Origin of the sequence: Tessaracoccus antarcticus, from assembly GCF_003688855.1 — a bacterium.
Taxonomy (GTDB): Bacteria; Actinomycetota; Actinomycetes; order Propionibacteriales; family Propionibacteriaceae; genus Arachnia; species Arachnia antarctica.
This window is the reverse complement of record NZ_REFW01000005.1, coordinates 1-14,913: the sequence shown is the minus strand read 5'-3', so window position 1 is coordinate 14,913 and position 14,913 is coordinate 1. Positions and strand designations below refer to the sequence as shown.

At 67.7% G+C, this 14,913-nt stretch carries 13 protein-coding genes; all 13 read left to right on the top strand.

The genetic code is table 11. The features are described from left to right. Window positions 1–64: 64 nt before the first annotated feature. The 13 genes from rplT to tyrS all read left to right on the top strand — a co-directional run bounded on the left by rplT (window position 65) and on the right by tyrS (window position 14,171). On the top strand, window positions 65–436 hold the full coding sequence (rplT, locus tag EAX62_RS14855) for a 50S ribosomal protein L20 (protein ID WP_121902526.1): 372 nt from the start codon (window positions 65–67) through the stop codon (window positions 434–436). After that, a complete protein-coding gene (locus tag EAX62_RS14850; RefSeq protein ID WP_121902525.1) occupies window positions 437–1,288 on the top strand; it encodes a TrmH family RNA methyltransferase in 852 nt (283 codons plus the stop codon). Continuing rightward, window positions 1,272–2,381: a phenylalanine--tRNA ligase subunit alpha gene (gene pheS, locus EAX62_RS14845; RefSeq protein WP_121902524.1), complete on the top strand. Its 1,110-nt coding sequence runs from the start codon at window positions 1,272–1,274 to the stop codon at window positions 2,379–2,381. The genes EAX62_RS14850 and pheS overlap by 17 nt, the downstream gene beginning before the upstream one ends. Then, complete coding sequence (gene pheT, locus EAX62_RS14840; RefSeq protein WP_121902523.1) at window positions 2,378–4,867, top strand: phenylalanine--tRNA ligase subunit beta; 2,490 nt, start codon at window positions 2,378–2,380, stop codon at window positions 4,865–4,867. Before pheS ends, pheT begins: the two co-directional genes overlap by 4 nt. 116 nt (window positions 4,868–4,983) lie before the next feature. Beyond that, window positions 4,984–6,087, top strand: coding sequence for a GNAT family N-acetyltransferase (locus EAX62_RS14835; RefSeq protein WP_121902522.1), 1,104 nt, complete (start codon window positions 4,984–4,986; stop codon window positions 6,085–6,087). Next, entirely contained in the window at window positions 6,071–6,643 is a 573-nt protein-coding gene (locus EAX62_RS14830; RefSeq protein ID WP_121902521.1) for a TetR family transcriptional regulator, read from the top strand. Before EAX62_RS14835 ends, EAX62_RS14830 begins: the two co-directional genes overlap by 17 nt. 28 nt (window positions 6,644–6,671) lie before the next feature. Then, window positions 6,672–7,703 carry an N-acetyl-gamma-glutamyl-phosphate reductase gene (gene argC / locus EAX62_RS14825; RefSeq protein WP_121902520.1) on the top strand — a complete coding sequence of 344 codons (1,032 nt, stop codon included), beginning with the start codon at window positions 6,672–6,674 and terminating at the stop codon, window positions 7,701–7,703. Then, window positions 7,700–8,851, top strand: coding sequence for a bifunctional glutamate N-acetyltransferase/amino-acid acetyltransferase ArgJ (gene argJ / locus EAX62_RS14820; protein WP_121902519.1), 1,152 nt, complete (start codon window positions 7,700–7,702; stop codon window positions 8,849–8,851). Before argC ends, argJ begins: the two co-directional genes overlap by 4 nt. Then, entirely contained in the window at window positions 8,848–9,765 is a 918-nt protein-coding gene (gene argB, locus EAX62_RS14815; RefSeq protein ID WP_121902518.1) for an acetylglutamate kinase, read from the top strand. Before argJ ends, argB begins: the two co-directional genes overlap by 4 nt. Continuing rightward, window positions 9,762–10,952, top strand: coding sequence for an acetylornithine transaminase (locus EAX62_RS14810; RefSeq protein ID WP_121902517.1), 1,191 nt, complete (start codon window positions 9,762–9,764; stop codon window positions 10,950–10,952). The genes argB and EAX62_RS14810 overlap by 4 nt, the downstream gene beginning before the upstream one ends. After that, a complete protein-coding gene (locus tag EAX62_RS14805; RefSeq protein WP_121902516.1) occupies window positions 10,945–11,454 on the top strand; it encodes an arginine repressor in 510 nt (169 codons plus the stop codon). Before EAX62_RS14810 ends, EAX62_RS14805 begins: the two co-directional genes overlap by 8 nt. Beyond that, window positions 11,451–12,863, top strand: coding sequence for an argininosuccinate lyase (gene argH, locus EAX62_RS14800; RefSeq protein ID WP_121902515.1), 1,413 nt, complete (start codon window positions 11,451–11,453; stop codon window positions 12,861–12,863). The genes EAX62_RS14805 and argH overlap by 4 nt, the downstream gene beginning before the upstream one ends. A 54-nt stretch (window positions 12,864–12,917) precedes the next feature. Next, entirely contained in the window at window positions 12,918–14,171 is a 1,254-nt protein-coding gene (gene tyrS, locus EAX62_RS14795) for a tyrosine--tRNA ligase (protein ID WP_121902649.1), read from the top strand. Window positions 14,172–14,913: the final 742 nt, after the last annotated feature.

The window sequence follows — 14,913 nt, the reverse complement described above, 5'->3', positions numbered from 1 at the left end:
CGACCCCCCCTGACCTGACCATCCCCCTCCGGGAACATCCCGGCACCCCAAGCAAGGAGAAAACATGGCACGCGTCAAGCGTTCTGTGAATGCGCACAAGAAGCGCCGCGAAATACTTGAGCTCGCTTCCGGCTACCGCGGCCAGCGCTCTCGTCTGTACCGCAAGGCAAAGGAGCAGGTCCTCCACTCGATGACCTACTCCTACCGCGACCGTCGCAACAAGAAGCGCGACTTCCGTGGCCTGTGGATCCAGCGGATCAACGCAGCCTGCCGCGCTGACGGCATGACCTACAACCGTTTCATCTTCGGACTGAGCAACGCCGGCGTGGCCGTGGATCGCAAGATCCTCGCCGACCTGGCCGTGACCGACCCCACCGCGTTCTCGGCGCTCGTCGTCGTGGCCAAGGAGAATCAGTCCGCAGCCCAGGCTGTCTGAGTGGTCAACACGTACGAACCGAACGCAGTGCCCGACCTTCCGGTCGCGGTGCTGCGTTCAGTTCGTCGGCTCACCAATCGCCGTGGACGTGACCTTGCGGGCACCTTCCTGGTGGAGGGCCGTCAGGCCGTCCGTGAAGCGTTAGCCTTCGGCGGGATCGTTGCCGATGTCATCGTGGGCGACCCCGACAAGCACGCGGACCTCCTCGAGGGGATCGACTGCCCCGTCTGGGTGGCAACCGATGAGCAGATGCGGCAACTCAGCGACACCGTTACCCCGCAGGGAGTCGTCGCGGTGTGCCGCCAACTGGGCCACCCGCTGGAGTCAATCACCGATGCCCGTCTCGTGGTCATCTGCGCACAGGTGCGGGACCCCGGCAACGCCGGCACCGTCATCCGCTGCGCGGACGCGTTCGGTGCAGACGCCGTGATCCTGACACAGGGCTCTGTTGAACTGCACAACCCCAAGACCGTCCGCTCCACCGTGGGCAGCATGTTCCACCTCCCCATCGTCACGGGCATCCCCTTGGCCGAGGCCGTCGAGTACTGCAGGGCCAACGGCCTCCAGGTGCTGGCAGCCGACTCCGACGGGGTGGCGCTGGATCTGCTGGCCGCCGACGGCGGGCTCTCGGGCCCGACGGCGTGGATCATGGGCAACGAGGCGTGGGGCCTGCCGGCGGAGGATGCGGAACTCGCGGACCGTGTGGTGTCCGTGCCGATGTGGGGCTCCGCCGAAAGCCTCAACCTCTCCAGCGCAGCAGCAATTTGTCTCTACCAGAGCGCCTCGGCCCAGCGTCGAACCACAGAGCGCCCCAGCACCAACCGGGAGGATCCTGATGTCAGGTCCGCATGACAACGTCGACCCGCAGCCTGTGGCTGCGCTGGATCCCGAGGTGGTCGCCGGGTACGTCGACGCTGCCCTGGCCGCCGTCGCCTCCTCCCGGACGACGGCCGAACTGAAGCAGGCCCGGCTGGAGCATGCCGGCGACCGCTCCCCACTGGCCCTCGCCAACCGGGAGATCGGTGCGCTGCCGCCCGCCGCCCGCAAGGAGGCGGGTGCCCGCACCGGCAAGGCGCGCGGCCGCGTGAACCAGGCGATATCCGCGCGAGCGACTGAGCTGGCAGCCCAGGAACTCCAGCAGGCGCTGCGCGATGAGCGCGTCGACATGACGCTGCCCGTGCGGCTGGCACCCCAGGGTGCCCTGCACCCCATCACCGCACTCATGGACGACATGTGCGACGTTTTCGTGGCCATGGGCTGGGAGGTGGCGGAGGGCCCCGAACTGGAGGCCGAGTGGTACAACTTCGACGCCCTCAACGTGGCCCCCGACCACCCCGCCCGCGCCCTGCAGGACACCCTGTGGATCGACCCGCCCGAACACGGCAAGCTGCTGCGCACACAGACGTCACCCGTGCAGATCCGGGCGCTGCTGGAGCGCGACCTTCCCCTCTACGTGGTGAGCCCCGGCAAGGTGTTCCGCGCCGACGAGTACGACGCCACCCACCTGCCCGTGTTCCACCAACTCGAGGGCCTCGTGGTGGACAAGGGCATCTCCATGGCCGACCTGCGGGGCACTCTGGACCACTTCGCCCGCGCCATGTTCGGTGACGTGAGAACCCGCATGCGCCCCCACCACTTCCCCTTCACGGAACCCAGCGCCGAGGTGGACCTCGAGTGCTTCGTCTGCCACGGCTCCTCCGTCGGGAACCCGGATGCACCCTGCCGCACGTGCCGGAGCGAGGGCTGGATCGAGTGGGGTGGCTGCGGCATCGTGAACCCCCGTGTGCTGCGGGCCTGCGGCATCGACGCGGCCGTCTACTCCGGCTTCGCGTTCGGCATGGGCGTTGACCGCACCGTCATGTTCCGCAACAACGCCCCCGACCTGCGTGACTTCGTCGAGGGCGACATCCGCTTCAGCCGATCCCTGCTTGGAGGAGCCCGATGAAGGCACCCGTTTCCTGGTTGCGCGAGCTTGTCTCGCTGCCCGTGACCGACGCCGAGATGGCCGACTCCTTCACGCGCGCCGGCCTCACGGTTGAGCGCGTCGAGACAACCGGCCCCGACGTCACCGGCCCGTTGGTGATCGGTCGTGTGCTGTCGCTGGTGGAGGAGCCGCAGAAGAACGGCAAGACCATCCGCTACTGCCGCGTCGATGTGGGTGGCCACAACGATGAGGCCACCGACGAGTACCCCGCCTCCCGAGGAATCGTGTGCGGCGCCCTGAACTTCGACGAGGGAGACCTCGTGGTGGTGGCGCTGCCCGGGGCGGTGCTGCCCGGCGACTTCGCCATCGCGGCCCGCAAGACCTACGGGCACATCTCCGACGGCATGATCTGCGCCGAGGACGAGATCGGGCTCGGTGACGACCACGACGGCATCCTCGTCATCGACCCCACCACCGGAGCGACCCCCGGCGACGATGCCCTCGACGCGCTGTGGAGCAGCGACACGGTCTTCGACATGGAAGTCACCACCGACCTCGGGTACTGCCTGTCCCTGCGGGGCCTGGCCCGCGAGGCTGCCATCGCCGCACGTGTTCCGTTCAGCGACCCCTACGACCGCAGCATGCCGAGCCCCACCAGCGGCGGCTACCCCGTCGAGTTGGAGTCGGATCGCTGCACCAGTTTCGTCGCCCTCACCATCGAGGGCTTCGACCCCGATGCACCGACGCCGTCGTGGATGTCACAGCGGCTGCTTGCCAGTGGGGTGCGCTCCATCTCCCTGCCCGTTGACGTCACCAACTACGTGATGCTCGAGAGCGGCCAGCCGTTGCACGCCTACGACGCTGCACAGCTGCAGGGACCCATCCGGGTCCGGCTTGCCTCCGCCGGCGAGCAACTCCGCACGCTCGACGGCACGGTGCGCACGTGCACGGCCGACGACCTGCTGATCACCGACGACTCGGGCGCCATCGGCCTGGCCGGGGTCATGGGGGGCGAGGACACCGAGGTGACTTCCTCCACCACCGCCATCGTGCTCGAGGCGGCACATTTCGACGCGGCCAGCGTGTCGCGCACCTTCCGACGTCACGGGTTACCGTCCGAGGCATCCAAGCGCTTTGAGCGCACCGTCGACCCCCGCGTGCCGTACGCGGCCGCACGCCGCGCCGCGGAGCTGCTCATCGCCCACGGCGGTGGGGAATTGCGTGCCGAGGAGACCGTCGTCGGCTCTGTGCCCGAGCGACACCGCATCAACCTGCGCACCGGACTGGTGGCCGCCATCCTCGGCGCCCCCATCGAGGCGAGCGACACCGTGCGCATCCTGGAGGCGAGCGGCTGTCAGGTGACGGCCATGGGTGACTCCCTCACCGTGTGCGCGCCCTCCTGGCGCCCCGACCTGCATGACCCGTACGACGTCGTCGAGGAGGTGGGCCGCAAGTACGGTTACGACCGCATCGGCCTGAGGATCCCCGTCCCGCCCGTGGGTGGGGGACTGACACGCACTCAGCGTGGTCGTCGCGCCGTCATGTCCGCGGTCGCTGCCGCCGGCTTCACCGAGGTGTTGAGCCTGCCGTTCATCGCGGAGACCGAACTCGACAAGCTGCACCTGACCGCCGACGATCCCCGTCGCAGTCTCGTGCGGCTCGCCAACCCGCTGTCGGATACGCACCCGTACCTGCGCACCAGCCTGCTGCCTGGGCTCTTCGCCGCCGTCGCCAAGAACACGTCGCGTTCACTGGGCGACCTCGCGTTGTTCGAACACGGGACTGTGTTCCACGCCACCGACGGCGGTGCCGTTCCGCATCCCGACGTCACGGATCGTCCCTCCGATGAGGACCTCGCAGGGATCGAGGCTGCGCTGCCGGCGCAGCCAGAGACCCTGGCCGCGCTGGTCTGCGGCGATTGGGTTGCCGCCGGGTGGCACGGGGACGCAGTGGAGGCCGACTGGACACATGTCGTGGCCTTCGCGGAAACAGCTGCATCGGCGGTGGGTCTCCAGTTGGCGCGCCGCAACACCGAAGTGATGCCGTGGCACCCCGGGCGCTGCGCGGAGCTGTCCGTCAACGGCCAGGTACTGGGTTTCGCAGGGGAGTTGCACCCCGAGGTCATCAGGGAGTTCGGCCTGCCTGAGCGCACCTGCGCCGTCGAGTTCACGCTGGGTGCCCTCCTGGCCGCGGCCCCCGGCGGTGGCTCCATCCGTGCCCTGTCGTCGTTCCCGCTGGCCAAGGAGGACGTGGCCCTCATCGTCGACGAGGCCGTGGCCGCCGCCGACGTGGAGGCTGCGCTCCGCGAAGGGGCCGGTGAGCTCCTCGAGGAGATCTCCCTGTTCGACGTCTATCGGGGCGACCAGGTGGGCAAGGGGAAGAAATCACTGGCGTTTGCCCTGCGCTTCCGCGCGGACAGGACCCTGAAGGATGCCGAGGCCGCCACAGCCCGACAGGCTGCGGTGGCCGTCGCCGCGGACCGGTACGGGGCCGTGCAGCGCGCCTGACCCGGCAGGTGGGGCCTCCCCTGGGCTCATCCTCCGGGCGGTGCTGGCCCGGTGGCAACCGTACGTCGCCACCGGTGCGCCTCCGCATCCCACAGCGTGGGTCGTACTCTGTAGTCGTGCACGCCATCACCCGCTTCGAACATCCAGCGTCCATCGATGCGCCGGAGATGTTCGTCCTGCGCGCCGAGCGCGATTTGTGGGCCGAGGTGCTTCTGGCCAAGGTCGGGGATCTCGACATGTTCGAGAGTGCGGAGCTGGCCTTCTCCTACGGGATGTACCCGGAGTACCACCGGCACATCCATCTCGTGGCCAGCGACGGGGGTACCCCCACCTGCCAGGAGCATGTCCTGGGTGTTGCCAGCCTCGACATGCCCATGGCCGACAACCCGCGCCTTGCCATCCTCTCGTTGGTGGTGCGGTCCGGGTCCCGCGGGAAGGGTGTGGGGGGTGCGCTGCACGCCGCGGCACTCAAGGTCGCTGAGGAGTTCGGCAGGAGCACCATCCAGGTCTGGACCTGGGAGCCCGTGAGCATTCCGGACGGTGCCCGCGAGTTGCCAGCGGAGACCGGCGTCGGCGGAGTCGAGCGGGACAGTGCAGAGTCGCGTTTCCTCGCCGGTCGCGGCTACACACTGGGACAGGCAGAGCGCATCTCGCGGATGGCCCTCCCATCCGTGGACGATCTGGCGGCGATGCGGGATGCGGAGCTCGCCCGGATGCCGTCTGAGTACGAGATCATCACCATTCACGGTCCCACCCCCGATGACCTCCTCGACGGGGCGGCCGCACTGAGCGCCACCATGGCCGCCGACGTGCCCACAGGAGATCTGGACGTGGGGGAGGAGCTGTGGGATGCCGAGCGTCTGCGCGCCTCCGACGCCCAGCTCGACGCGGCCGACCGCGACCAGTTGCAGACTTTGATCAGGCACGTGCCGAGCGGCGAACTCGTCGGGTTCACCCGGTTTCTCCACGACCGGTCCCGGCCGGAGATCGCCCACCAGTGGGAGACCCTCGTGGTGGGTGGGCACCGGGGGCACGGGCTGGGCATGCTCATGAAGGCGGTCAACCATGCCGCGATACCGGAGGTCTGGCCCCGGGTGACGCGGCTCATCACCGGAAACGCATCGGAGAACGCCCACATGCTGGCCATCAACACCGCGCTGGGCTACGAGCCCTACGCGGCATGCGGGTTCTGGGAGTGGCGGCGTGGCGCTGACGGCTGAACGGATCGTCGAGGCGTCGCTGGCGATCCTCGACGAGTACGGCCTCGCGGACATGACCATGCGCCGTGTGGCCGAAGCGTTGGGAGTGAAGGCGGGAGCCCTCTACTGGCATTTCCCCAACAAACAGACACTGCTGGCAGCCGTGGCGGATCAGGTGCTGGACGGGCTGGAAACCCTGTCTCGCCCTGACGGGAACTGGTTGGGGGAGTGGGCCGCAGCCGTCCGTTTCCTGCTGCTGGCTCATCGTGACGCCGCCGAACTGGTGGCCTCCACACGGGCCATGGGTCTCGGACGTGTGGACCCTGCGGCGCAGGCGCGGGAAGTTCTGGTGGCACGCGGCGCCACCGAGGACGAGGCCGAGGGCGTGGCCCAGGCATTCATGCACTTCGTCCTGGGGCATGTGATGGAGGAGCAGACGCAGTCGCAGCTCGCCGCGCTCGGGGTCATCGGCGGGTTCGACGGGGAGCGCTCGCAGCGCCACTTCGACTGGGGTGTGCGGTTGCTGGTGGCGGGCTCCGAGCGGGGAGTCGCTCAGACAGCCGCCCGCCTCGAATAGTTATTCGATCTGTGGCATAGTTTCCTATATGACATACACGGTCGCAGTCGCGGGCTGCACAGGCTATGCCGGCGGTGAGGTGCTGAGGCTGCTGCTGCAGCACCAGGACGTGGAGATCGGAGCCCTCACGGGCAACTCCAGCGTCGGTGACTCGCTGGGCCTCCACCAGCCCCACCTGGCCCCGCTGGCCGACCGCCCCGTCGTGGCCACCACGGCCGAGAACCTTGCCGGCCATGACGTCGTCTTCCTTGCCCTGCCGCACGGCGCCTCCGCCGCGATCGCTGAACAGCTGGGCGAGGACACGCTCGTGGTGGACGCCGGCGCCGATTTCCGACTCCAGGATCCCGCCCTGTGGGAAAAATTCTACGGTTCCCCACACGCCGGGACCTGGCCCTACGGACTCCCCGAACTGCCGGGCCAGCGGGACAGGCTGCGTGGCTCCAAGCGGATCGCGGTGCCCGGCTGCTACCCGACGACGGCGACGCTGGCGATGCTGCCTGCCGTTTCCAAGGGGCTCGTGGACGCCGCCCAGATCTCAGTCGTCGCCGCCAGCGGAACCTCCGGCGCGGGCAAAGCGCCGAAGACCAACCTCATGGGCGCCGAAGTGATGGGCAACGCCAGCGCCTACGGCGTCGGCGGCGTGCACCGCCACACCCCGGAGATCATCCAGAACCTGTCCCTGGTCACCGACGAGACCGTCAACGTGAGTTTCACCCCCCTGCTGGTGCCCATGTCCCGGGGCATCCTGGCCACCTGCAGCGCCCCGGTGGCCAAGGGCGTCGACACCGCCCTGGCCCGCGCCGCCTATGCGGCATTCTTCGCGGACGAACCCTTCGTCGATCTCCTGCCGGAGGGGGTCTGGCCGCAGACGGCCTCCGTGCTGGGCAGCAACCGCACCACCATCCAGGTGGTGGTGGACCTGGCTGCGGGCCGACTCATCGCCATCGCCGCCCTCGACAACCTCACCAAGGGCACCGCAGGCGGCGCCATCCAATCCATGAACATCGCGCTCGGCCTGCCGGAGGCAACCGGGCTCAGCACCGTCGGAGTCGCACCATGACCGTCACCACACCCAAGGGCTTCACCGCCTCCGGCATCGCCGCCGGTATCAAGGCCAGCGGCAGAGCAGACCTGGCTGTCGTCCAGAACACGGGTCCGCATTTCGCCGCCGCCGGCCTCTTCACCCGCAACAGGGTCCACGCGGCCCCCGTGAAATGGTCGCGCCAGGCCGTCTCGGACGGCCAGCTGGCCGCCGTCGTCCTCAACTCCGGCGGTGCCAACGCCTGCACCGGCGCCGACGGGTTCGCCGACGCCGCACGCATGGCCGCCGCGACCGCCGGCCACCTGCGCCTCCCCGCCGACGACGTAGCCGTCTGCTCCACAGGTCTCATCGGCATCCGGTTGCCCATGGACACCGTGCTGGAGGGCATCGAGACGGCGTGCGCCGGTCTCACGGACGACGGTGGCGCCGCTGCGGCCACCGCCATCATGACCACTGACTCCGTCCCGAAGACCGCCGTCCGGGAACAAGACGGCTGGTCCATCGGCGGCATGGCCAAAGGCGCCGGGATGCTCGCGCCCGGCCTAGCCACCATGCTCGTGGTGATCACCACCGACGCCGACATCACTGCCGAGCAGTGTGATGCGGCCCTGCGTGACGCGTGCCGTGTCAGCTTCGACAGGGCCGACTCCGACGGGTGCATGTCCACCAACGACACAGTCCTGCTGCTTGCCAGCGGAGCCAGCGCCGTCGCACCGGGAACGGATGCCTTCACCGACGCCCTCACCGAACTGTGCCACGACCTCGCCGGGCAGCTCATCGCCGACGCCGAGGGTGCCAGCCACGAGATTGCCATCGAGGTGGTCGGTGCGCTGTACGAGGAGGACGCCGAACTGGTGGGCCGCGAGATTGCCCGCAGCAACCTGTTCAAGTGCGCAATCTTTGGCAACGACCCCAACTGGGGGCGTGTGCTCTCGGCCATCGGTGTCACCGACGCGGACTTCGACCCCGACATGATCGACGTCTCCTTCAACGGCGTGCAGGTCTGTCGCGGCGGCCAGATCGGCGAGGATCGATCACTCGTGGACCTCACGGGCCGCCACGTCCATGTCCTCGTGGACCTCCATGCGGGGGAACACACGGCCACCATCCTCACCAACGACCTCACGTACGAGTACGTGAAGGAGAACGCGGAGTACTCCTCATGAGCCGCATCACCAGCCGGGACCGTGACGTGCTCATGGACAAGGCCAGCACGTTGATCGAGGCGCTGCCGTGGCTGGCGGAGTTCGCCGGTCAGACCATCGTCATCAAGTACGGCGGCAACGCCATGATCGACGACGAACTGAAGCGTGCCTTCGCCGCCGACGTCGTCTTCCTGCGCCGCGTCGGACTCAAACCTGTCGTCGTTCACGGTGGTGGACCGCAGATCTCCTCGATGCTGAAGCGTCTGGACATCTCCTCGGAGTTCCGCGGCGGGCTGCGCGTGACCACGCAGGAGGCCATGGACGTGGTGCGTATGGTGCTCGTCGGGCAGGTGGGGCGTGAACTCGTCGGTCTCATCAACGCGCACGCGCCGTTCGCCGTCGGCATGTCCGGTGAGGACGGCGGGCTCCTCCGGGCCAAGCGGCGGGGGCTGATCGTCGATGACGAGGAGATCGACCTCGGGCTCGTGGGCGATGTGGACTCCGTCGACCCCACCTCAGTTCTCGACCTCATCGAGGCGGGACGCATCCCTGTCATCGCCACCGTGGCGCCCGGACCAGACGGCCAGGTGTACAACGTGAACGCTGACACGGCTGCGTCGGCGCTGGCTGTGGCGCTGGGCGCGAGGCGTCTCGTGATGCTCACAGATGTTGCGGGGTTGTACGCGAACTATCCGGACGAGGACTCCATCATCACGTCCATGTCCACGGCCGAGGTACGGGAGCTCCTTCCCCAGGTGCAGGCTGGCATGGTGCCCAAGCTCGAGGGTTGCCTTCGCGCCGTGGAGTCGGGGGTGAAGGCCGCCACCATCATCGACGGTCGGGTCCTGCACTGCCTGCTGCTGGAGATCTTCACCAACGACGGCATCGGCACCATGGTGACCGATGACCCAACCCACGAGGAGGCGCCCGCATGAGCGAGCCCGGTGCGCGTGACCAGAACACGATCCTGGGGCGTTATGACGCCGTCATGATGAACGCCTTCGGCTCCCCGAAGCGGGTGTTCTCCCATGGAGAGGGCATCCACCTCGTCGACGCCGACGGCAACCGCTACGTCGACCTGCTGGCCGGTATCGCCGTGAACTCCCTGGGCCACAACCATGCCGGTGTGACCGCCGCCATCACCTCGCAGCTGTCCCGGCTGGGCCACGTGTCCAACTTCTTCGCCACCGAGGGGCAGGTGCGGCTCGCCGAAAGGCTGGCTGCTGCCGCTGGGGAGGGTGCTCGGGTCTTCTTCACCAACTCCGGAACCGAGGCCAACGAGGCAGCCTTCAAGGTCACCCGGCTGACGGGGCGCACCCACATCGTTGCCATGGAGGGTTCCTTCCACGGCCGCACCATGGGGGCATTGGCGGTGACGCACACGCCCAAGTATCGGGAGCCGTTCGAGCCGCTGCCCGGGCATGTGGAGTTCGTGCGATTTGGTGACGTCGATGCTCTTCGGGGTGCAGTCAACGACAAGACGGCCGCGGTGCTCGTCGAGCCCATTCAGGGGGAGAACGGCATCCTGCCTCTGCCAGCTGGCTACCTCGCCGAGGCGCGTCGCATCACCCGCGACGCCGGTGCGCTGCTCTGGGTCGACGAGGTTCAGACCGGCATCGGCCGCTGCGGTGAACTGCTGCTGCACCGGGCCGACGGTGTGACCGCCGATCTCGTGACGGTGGCAAAGGGGCTCGGCAACGGGTTCCCCGTGGGTGCCTGCATCGCTGTGCGTGACGCTGCCATGCTGCTGCAGCCCGGCAACCATGGGTCCACCTTTGGTGGCAATCCGGTGGCCGCAGCCGCCGCCAACGCAGTGCTGGACGAACTCGAGGCTGGCGTCCTGGACAACGTGCGGCAGGTGGGCGACTGGTTCGCCGCCGCGGTGGAGGGGCTGAGACACCCGCTCATCGACCACGTGCGCGGCCGTGGCCTCCTTCGGGGCATCGTGCTGGGCGCGGACATAGGGCCAGCCGTGGTGGACGCAGCACTGGCGGCAGGGTGGGTCATCAACGCGCCCCGGAGCAACGTACTGCGGATCGCGCCGCCCCTGATCATCACGCAGGGGGAGCTGCAACCCTTCGTGGACGCGCTGCCACAGCTCCTGGAGTCTGCGCGTGGCTGACGTGGCCCGCCCGGCGCGACTCTCCCGATTGCGGGAACTGCTCGCCGAGGAGCGCCACGCGTCGCAGCAGGACCTGAGCTCCGCGCTGGCTGCCGACGACATCACCGTCAGCCAGTCCACGCTCAGCAAAGACCTCGTGGCGATGGGGGCGATCCGTCGACGAGCCGCGGACGGTTCGCTCGTCTACGCGCTCGGTACCGACGGGGATGTTCCCGGCCTCGCGCTGGAGAAGCTGGCACGACTGGCCGCGGAACTCCTGCAGTCCATTCAGTCGGCGGGCAACCAGGTGGTGCTGCGGACACCACCGGGGGCGGCGCAGTTCTTCGCCGCCACACTCGACGCCGCCCGGCTGCCCGGCATCATGGGCACCATCGCCGGCGACGACACTGTCCTGCTCATAGCCGCCGACGACCACCGGGCCGGCGAGGTCATCGCGGCCATCTCGGACATGACCCGCACCGGCAAACCACACACACCGACAACGCAGAAGGATGACAAGTGACTGAGGGACGACTCTGGGGTGGCCGCTTCGGCGGCGGCCCGAGCGAGGCGATGTTCGCGCTCAGCAAGTCAACGCAGTTCGACTGGCGCCTCGCGCTCCATGACATTGCCGGCTCGCGCGCGCACGCCAAGGCGCTCCTGGCCGCGGGCCTTCTGGGATCCGACGAGGCCGACGCCATGGATGCCGGTCTCGCGGAGCTGGCCCGGCGGGTGGCGGCGGGCGAGTTCCTGCCGGCCGCGGATGATGAGGACGTGCACGGCGCGTTGGAACGTGGGCTGAAGGAGGTCGTCGGTTCCGAACTCGGGGGGCGGCTGCGTGCAGGGAGGTCCCGCAACGACCAGATCGCCACCCTGATCCGCTCCTACCTCCGCACCGAGCTGCGGTCCATCGCCCTGGCCGTCGACGAAGTCCTCGACGCGCTCGGCACCCAGGCAGACGCCTACATGGGGGCTGTGATGCCGGGCCGCACGCACCTGCAGTCCGCGCAGCCCGTTCTGTTGAGCCACCATCTGCTCGCCCATGCCTGGCCGCTGGTGCGTGACATCGAGCGACTCCGCGACCTGGACGCCCGGCTGGCGGTCAGTCCTTATGGCTCTGCTGCGCTGGCGGGTACATCGCTGGGACTCGACCCGCAGCTGGTGGCCCACGAACTCGGGTTCTCCTCCTCAGTGCCCAACTCCATCGATGGGACAGCGTCCCGCGACCTCGTGGCCGAGGCCACATGGGTGCTGGCACAGGTGGGCATCGACCTGTCCCGGCTCAGCGAGGACGTCATCCTGTGGTGCACGGCCGAGTTCGGGTTCGCGAAACTCGATGACGCCTGGTCCACGGGCAGCTCGATCATGCCGCAGAAGAAGAACCCCGACGTCGCGGAGCTGGCACGCGGCAAGGCGGGGCGTCTCATCGGCAACCTGACGGGGCTCCTGGCCACACTCAAGGGATTGCCCCTGGCCTACAACCGGGATCTGCAGGAGGACAAGGAGCCGATCTTCGACAGCATCGACCAACTCCACGTGTTGCTGCCCGCCGTTGCCGGCATGGTGGGCACGCTCACCTTTGACCGTGCCCGCATGGCGGCGGTGGCTCCCATGGGTTTCTCCTTGGCCACCGACGTGGCGGACCACCTGGTGCGCCATCGTGTGCCGTTCGCCGTCGCCCATGAGGTGGCGGGGGAGGCGGTCCGCTACTGCGAGTCCCGCAGCATGACGCTCCAGGAGCTCACCGTTGAAGATCTAGGACACATCTCGGAGCATCTTGACGCCTCGGTCCTCGATGTCCTGACTGTTGAGGGCTCCGTGGCTGCCCGCGACGGACGGGGTGGCACGGCGCCACTGCGGGTCACCGAGCAGCTGGGTGAACTGCGCAGCCGCCAGTCCGGTCTTCGTGACTGGGCATCCTCGGGGAACTGACCCCGCCCTCTGAAGGGGGTGGAAGGCAACGACAACGGCGATAGGGTGAACAGCGTGAATGCACTGCTCGAAGACCTGAAGTGGCGGGGGCTCATCGCCCACTCGACCGACGAGGAGGCGCTGGCCGCGCATCTCGACGCGGCGCCCGTCAACTTCTATGTGGGGTTCGACCCCACGGCGCCCAGCGTCCACACCGGGAACCTTGTCCAGTTGCTGCTGGCGCGTCGACTCCAGCAGGCCGGTCACAAGCCGTACATGCTGGTGGGCGGCGCCACAGGGCTCATCGGTGACCCCAAGGAGGCGGGCGAGCGCACCATGAACAGCGCCGAGGTGGTTGCCGGGTGGGTGGAGCGAATCCGCTCGCAGGTGGAGCGCTTCGTCGACTTCGACGGTCCAGGATCCGCGACGATGGTGAACAACCTGGACTGGACGCAGCAGATCTCTGTACTGGACTTTCTGCGCGACGTGGGCAAGCACTTCCCGGTCAACAGGATGCTGGCGCGCGACGTGGTGGCCCGGCGTCTCGAGGCGGGGATCTCCTACACCGAGTTCAGCTATGTGCTCCTGCAGTCGATGGACTACCGGGAACTCAATCGCCGGCACGGTGTCACCCTGCAGACCGGGGGGAGTGACCAGTGGGGCAACATCACGGCGGGGGTGGAACTGCTTCGTCGCAGCGACCAGGAACGGGTGCATGCTTTGGCCACCCCGCTGCTCACCAAGGCCGACGGCACCAAGTTCGGCAAGACCGAGTCCGGCACCGTGTGGCTCGATGAGGGTCTGACGAGCGCCTATGCGTTCCACCAGTTCTTCCTGAATGCGGAGGATGCCAAGGTCATCGACTACCTCAAAGTATTCAGCTTCCGCAGCAGGGAAGAGATTGAGGAGTTGGAGCGTGCCACCGCAGCCGAGCCGTTCAGGCGTGCCGCTCAGCGGGCGCTGGCCGACGACGTGACGGATCTGGTGCACGGAACCGCGGAACGGAAGGCGGCTTCTGATGCGGCGGCCGCCCTCTTCGGGAAGGGGGATCTCGCTGATCTCCCTGCATCGACGCTTGACCAGGTCATGACTGAGGTCGGGGCTGCCCGGGTGAACACCCTGCCGAGCATCACGGAGGCAATGACGCTGGCTGGTCTGGTGGACAGCAAGTCCGCCGCCCGTCGCGCCATCAGTGAGGGGGGCGCGTACCTCAACAACGTGAAGGTGACCGACGCTGACCTCCAGCTCGCTCCCGAACACCTGCTGGCCAACCGCTTCGCTGTCCTGCGGCGCGGACGCAGGACTGTCGGTGGCGTGGTGCTCGGCTGACCGGCACCACGCGGCCACCGGACGCCCTTCCCCACCGGGGAGGGGCGTCCTGTGCGTTGGATGGAGCGTGGCCGGCGGCCACTGCGGATGGTGTCGGGATCCCGAAAGAACCCACGCCCGGAGCCGATTTGTGCGCGACGTCGGCGGCGTGTAGTGTTTCCAACGCTTCGAGGTGAACCGGACGCCCCACAGGGCGGACGAACCCGAAGATCCCACAACCACAAACTCTCTCGAGCTCGGGTGTGCGTTCAATGGAACCCACCGGAACCGAAGGTGTGTGGCGTGTCCGGGTCACCATGGTGACAGGGACGGGGGAGGGGCCGAGCCCCAGGATCTGAGATGGTCCACACAACTCAACACTGGACCAGGACGCACAACAATCCGCTTTGACAGGGATGAGGCGCAGCGGTAGTGTTGATCGAGTCGCTTCAAGCGGCTGAGGAACCCCGCTGAACAATCCAAAAGAATTCAAAGAATTACCGAATTGCGCGGAACTGATCCAGCGAGTAAGCTTCAATAGCTGCCAGATTGAAAGGCAGTGATAACAACTTAAAATGCGAATTGCTAGAGGCCGAAACGCCAAGTTGACAGCCAAAACAATTCACATTAAAGTTAACCGAGTTGCCCCGAATGCAACAGGAACTTGTTCCTGGGAGTGAGGGATGCACCCGAAACTTGAGAACTCAACAGCGTGCTTAAAGTCAATGCCAAAAATGCACTATTGCAGCTGACATTCGTGTTG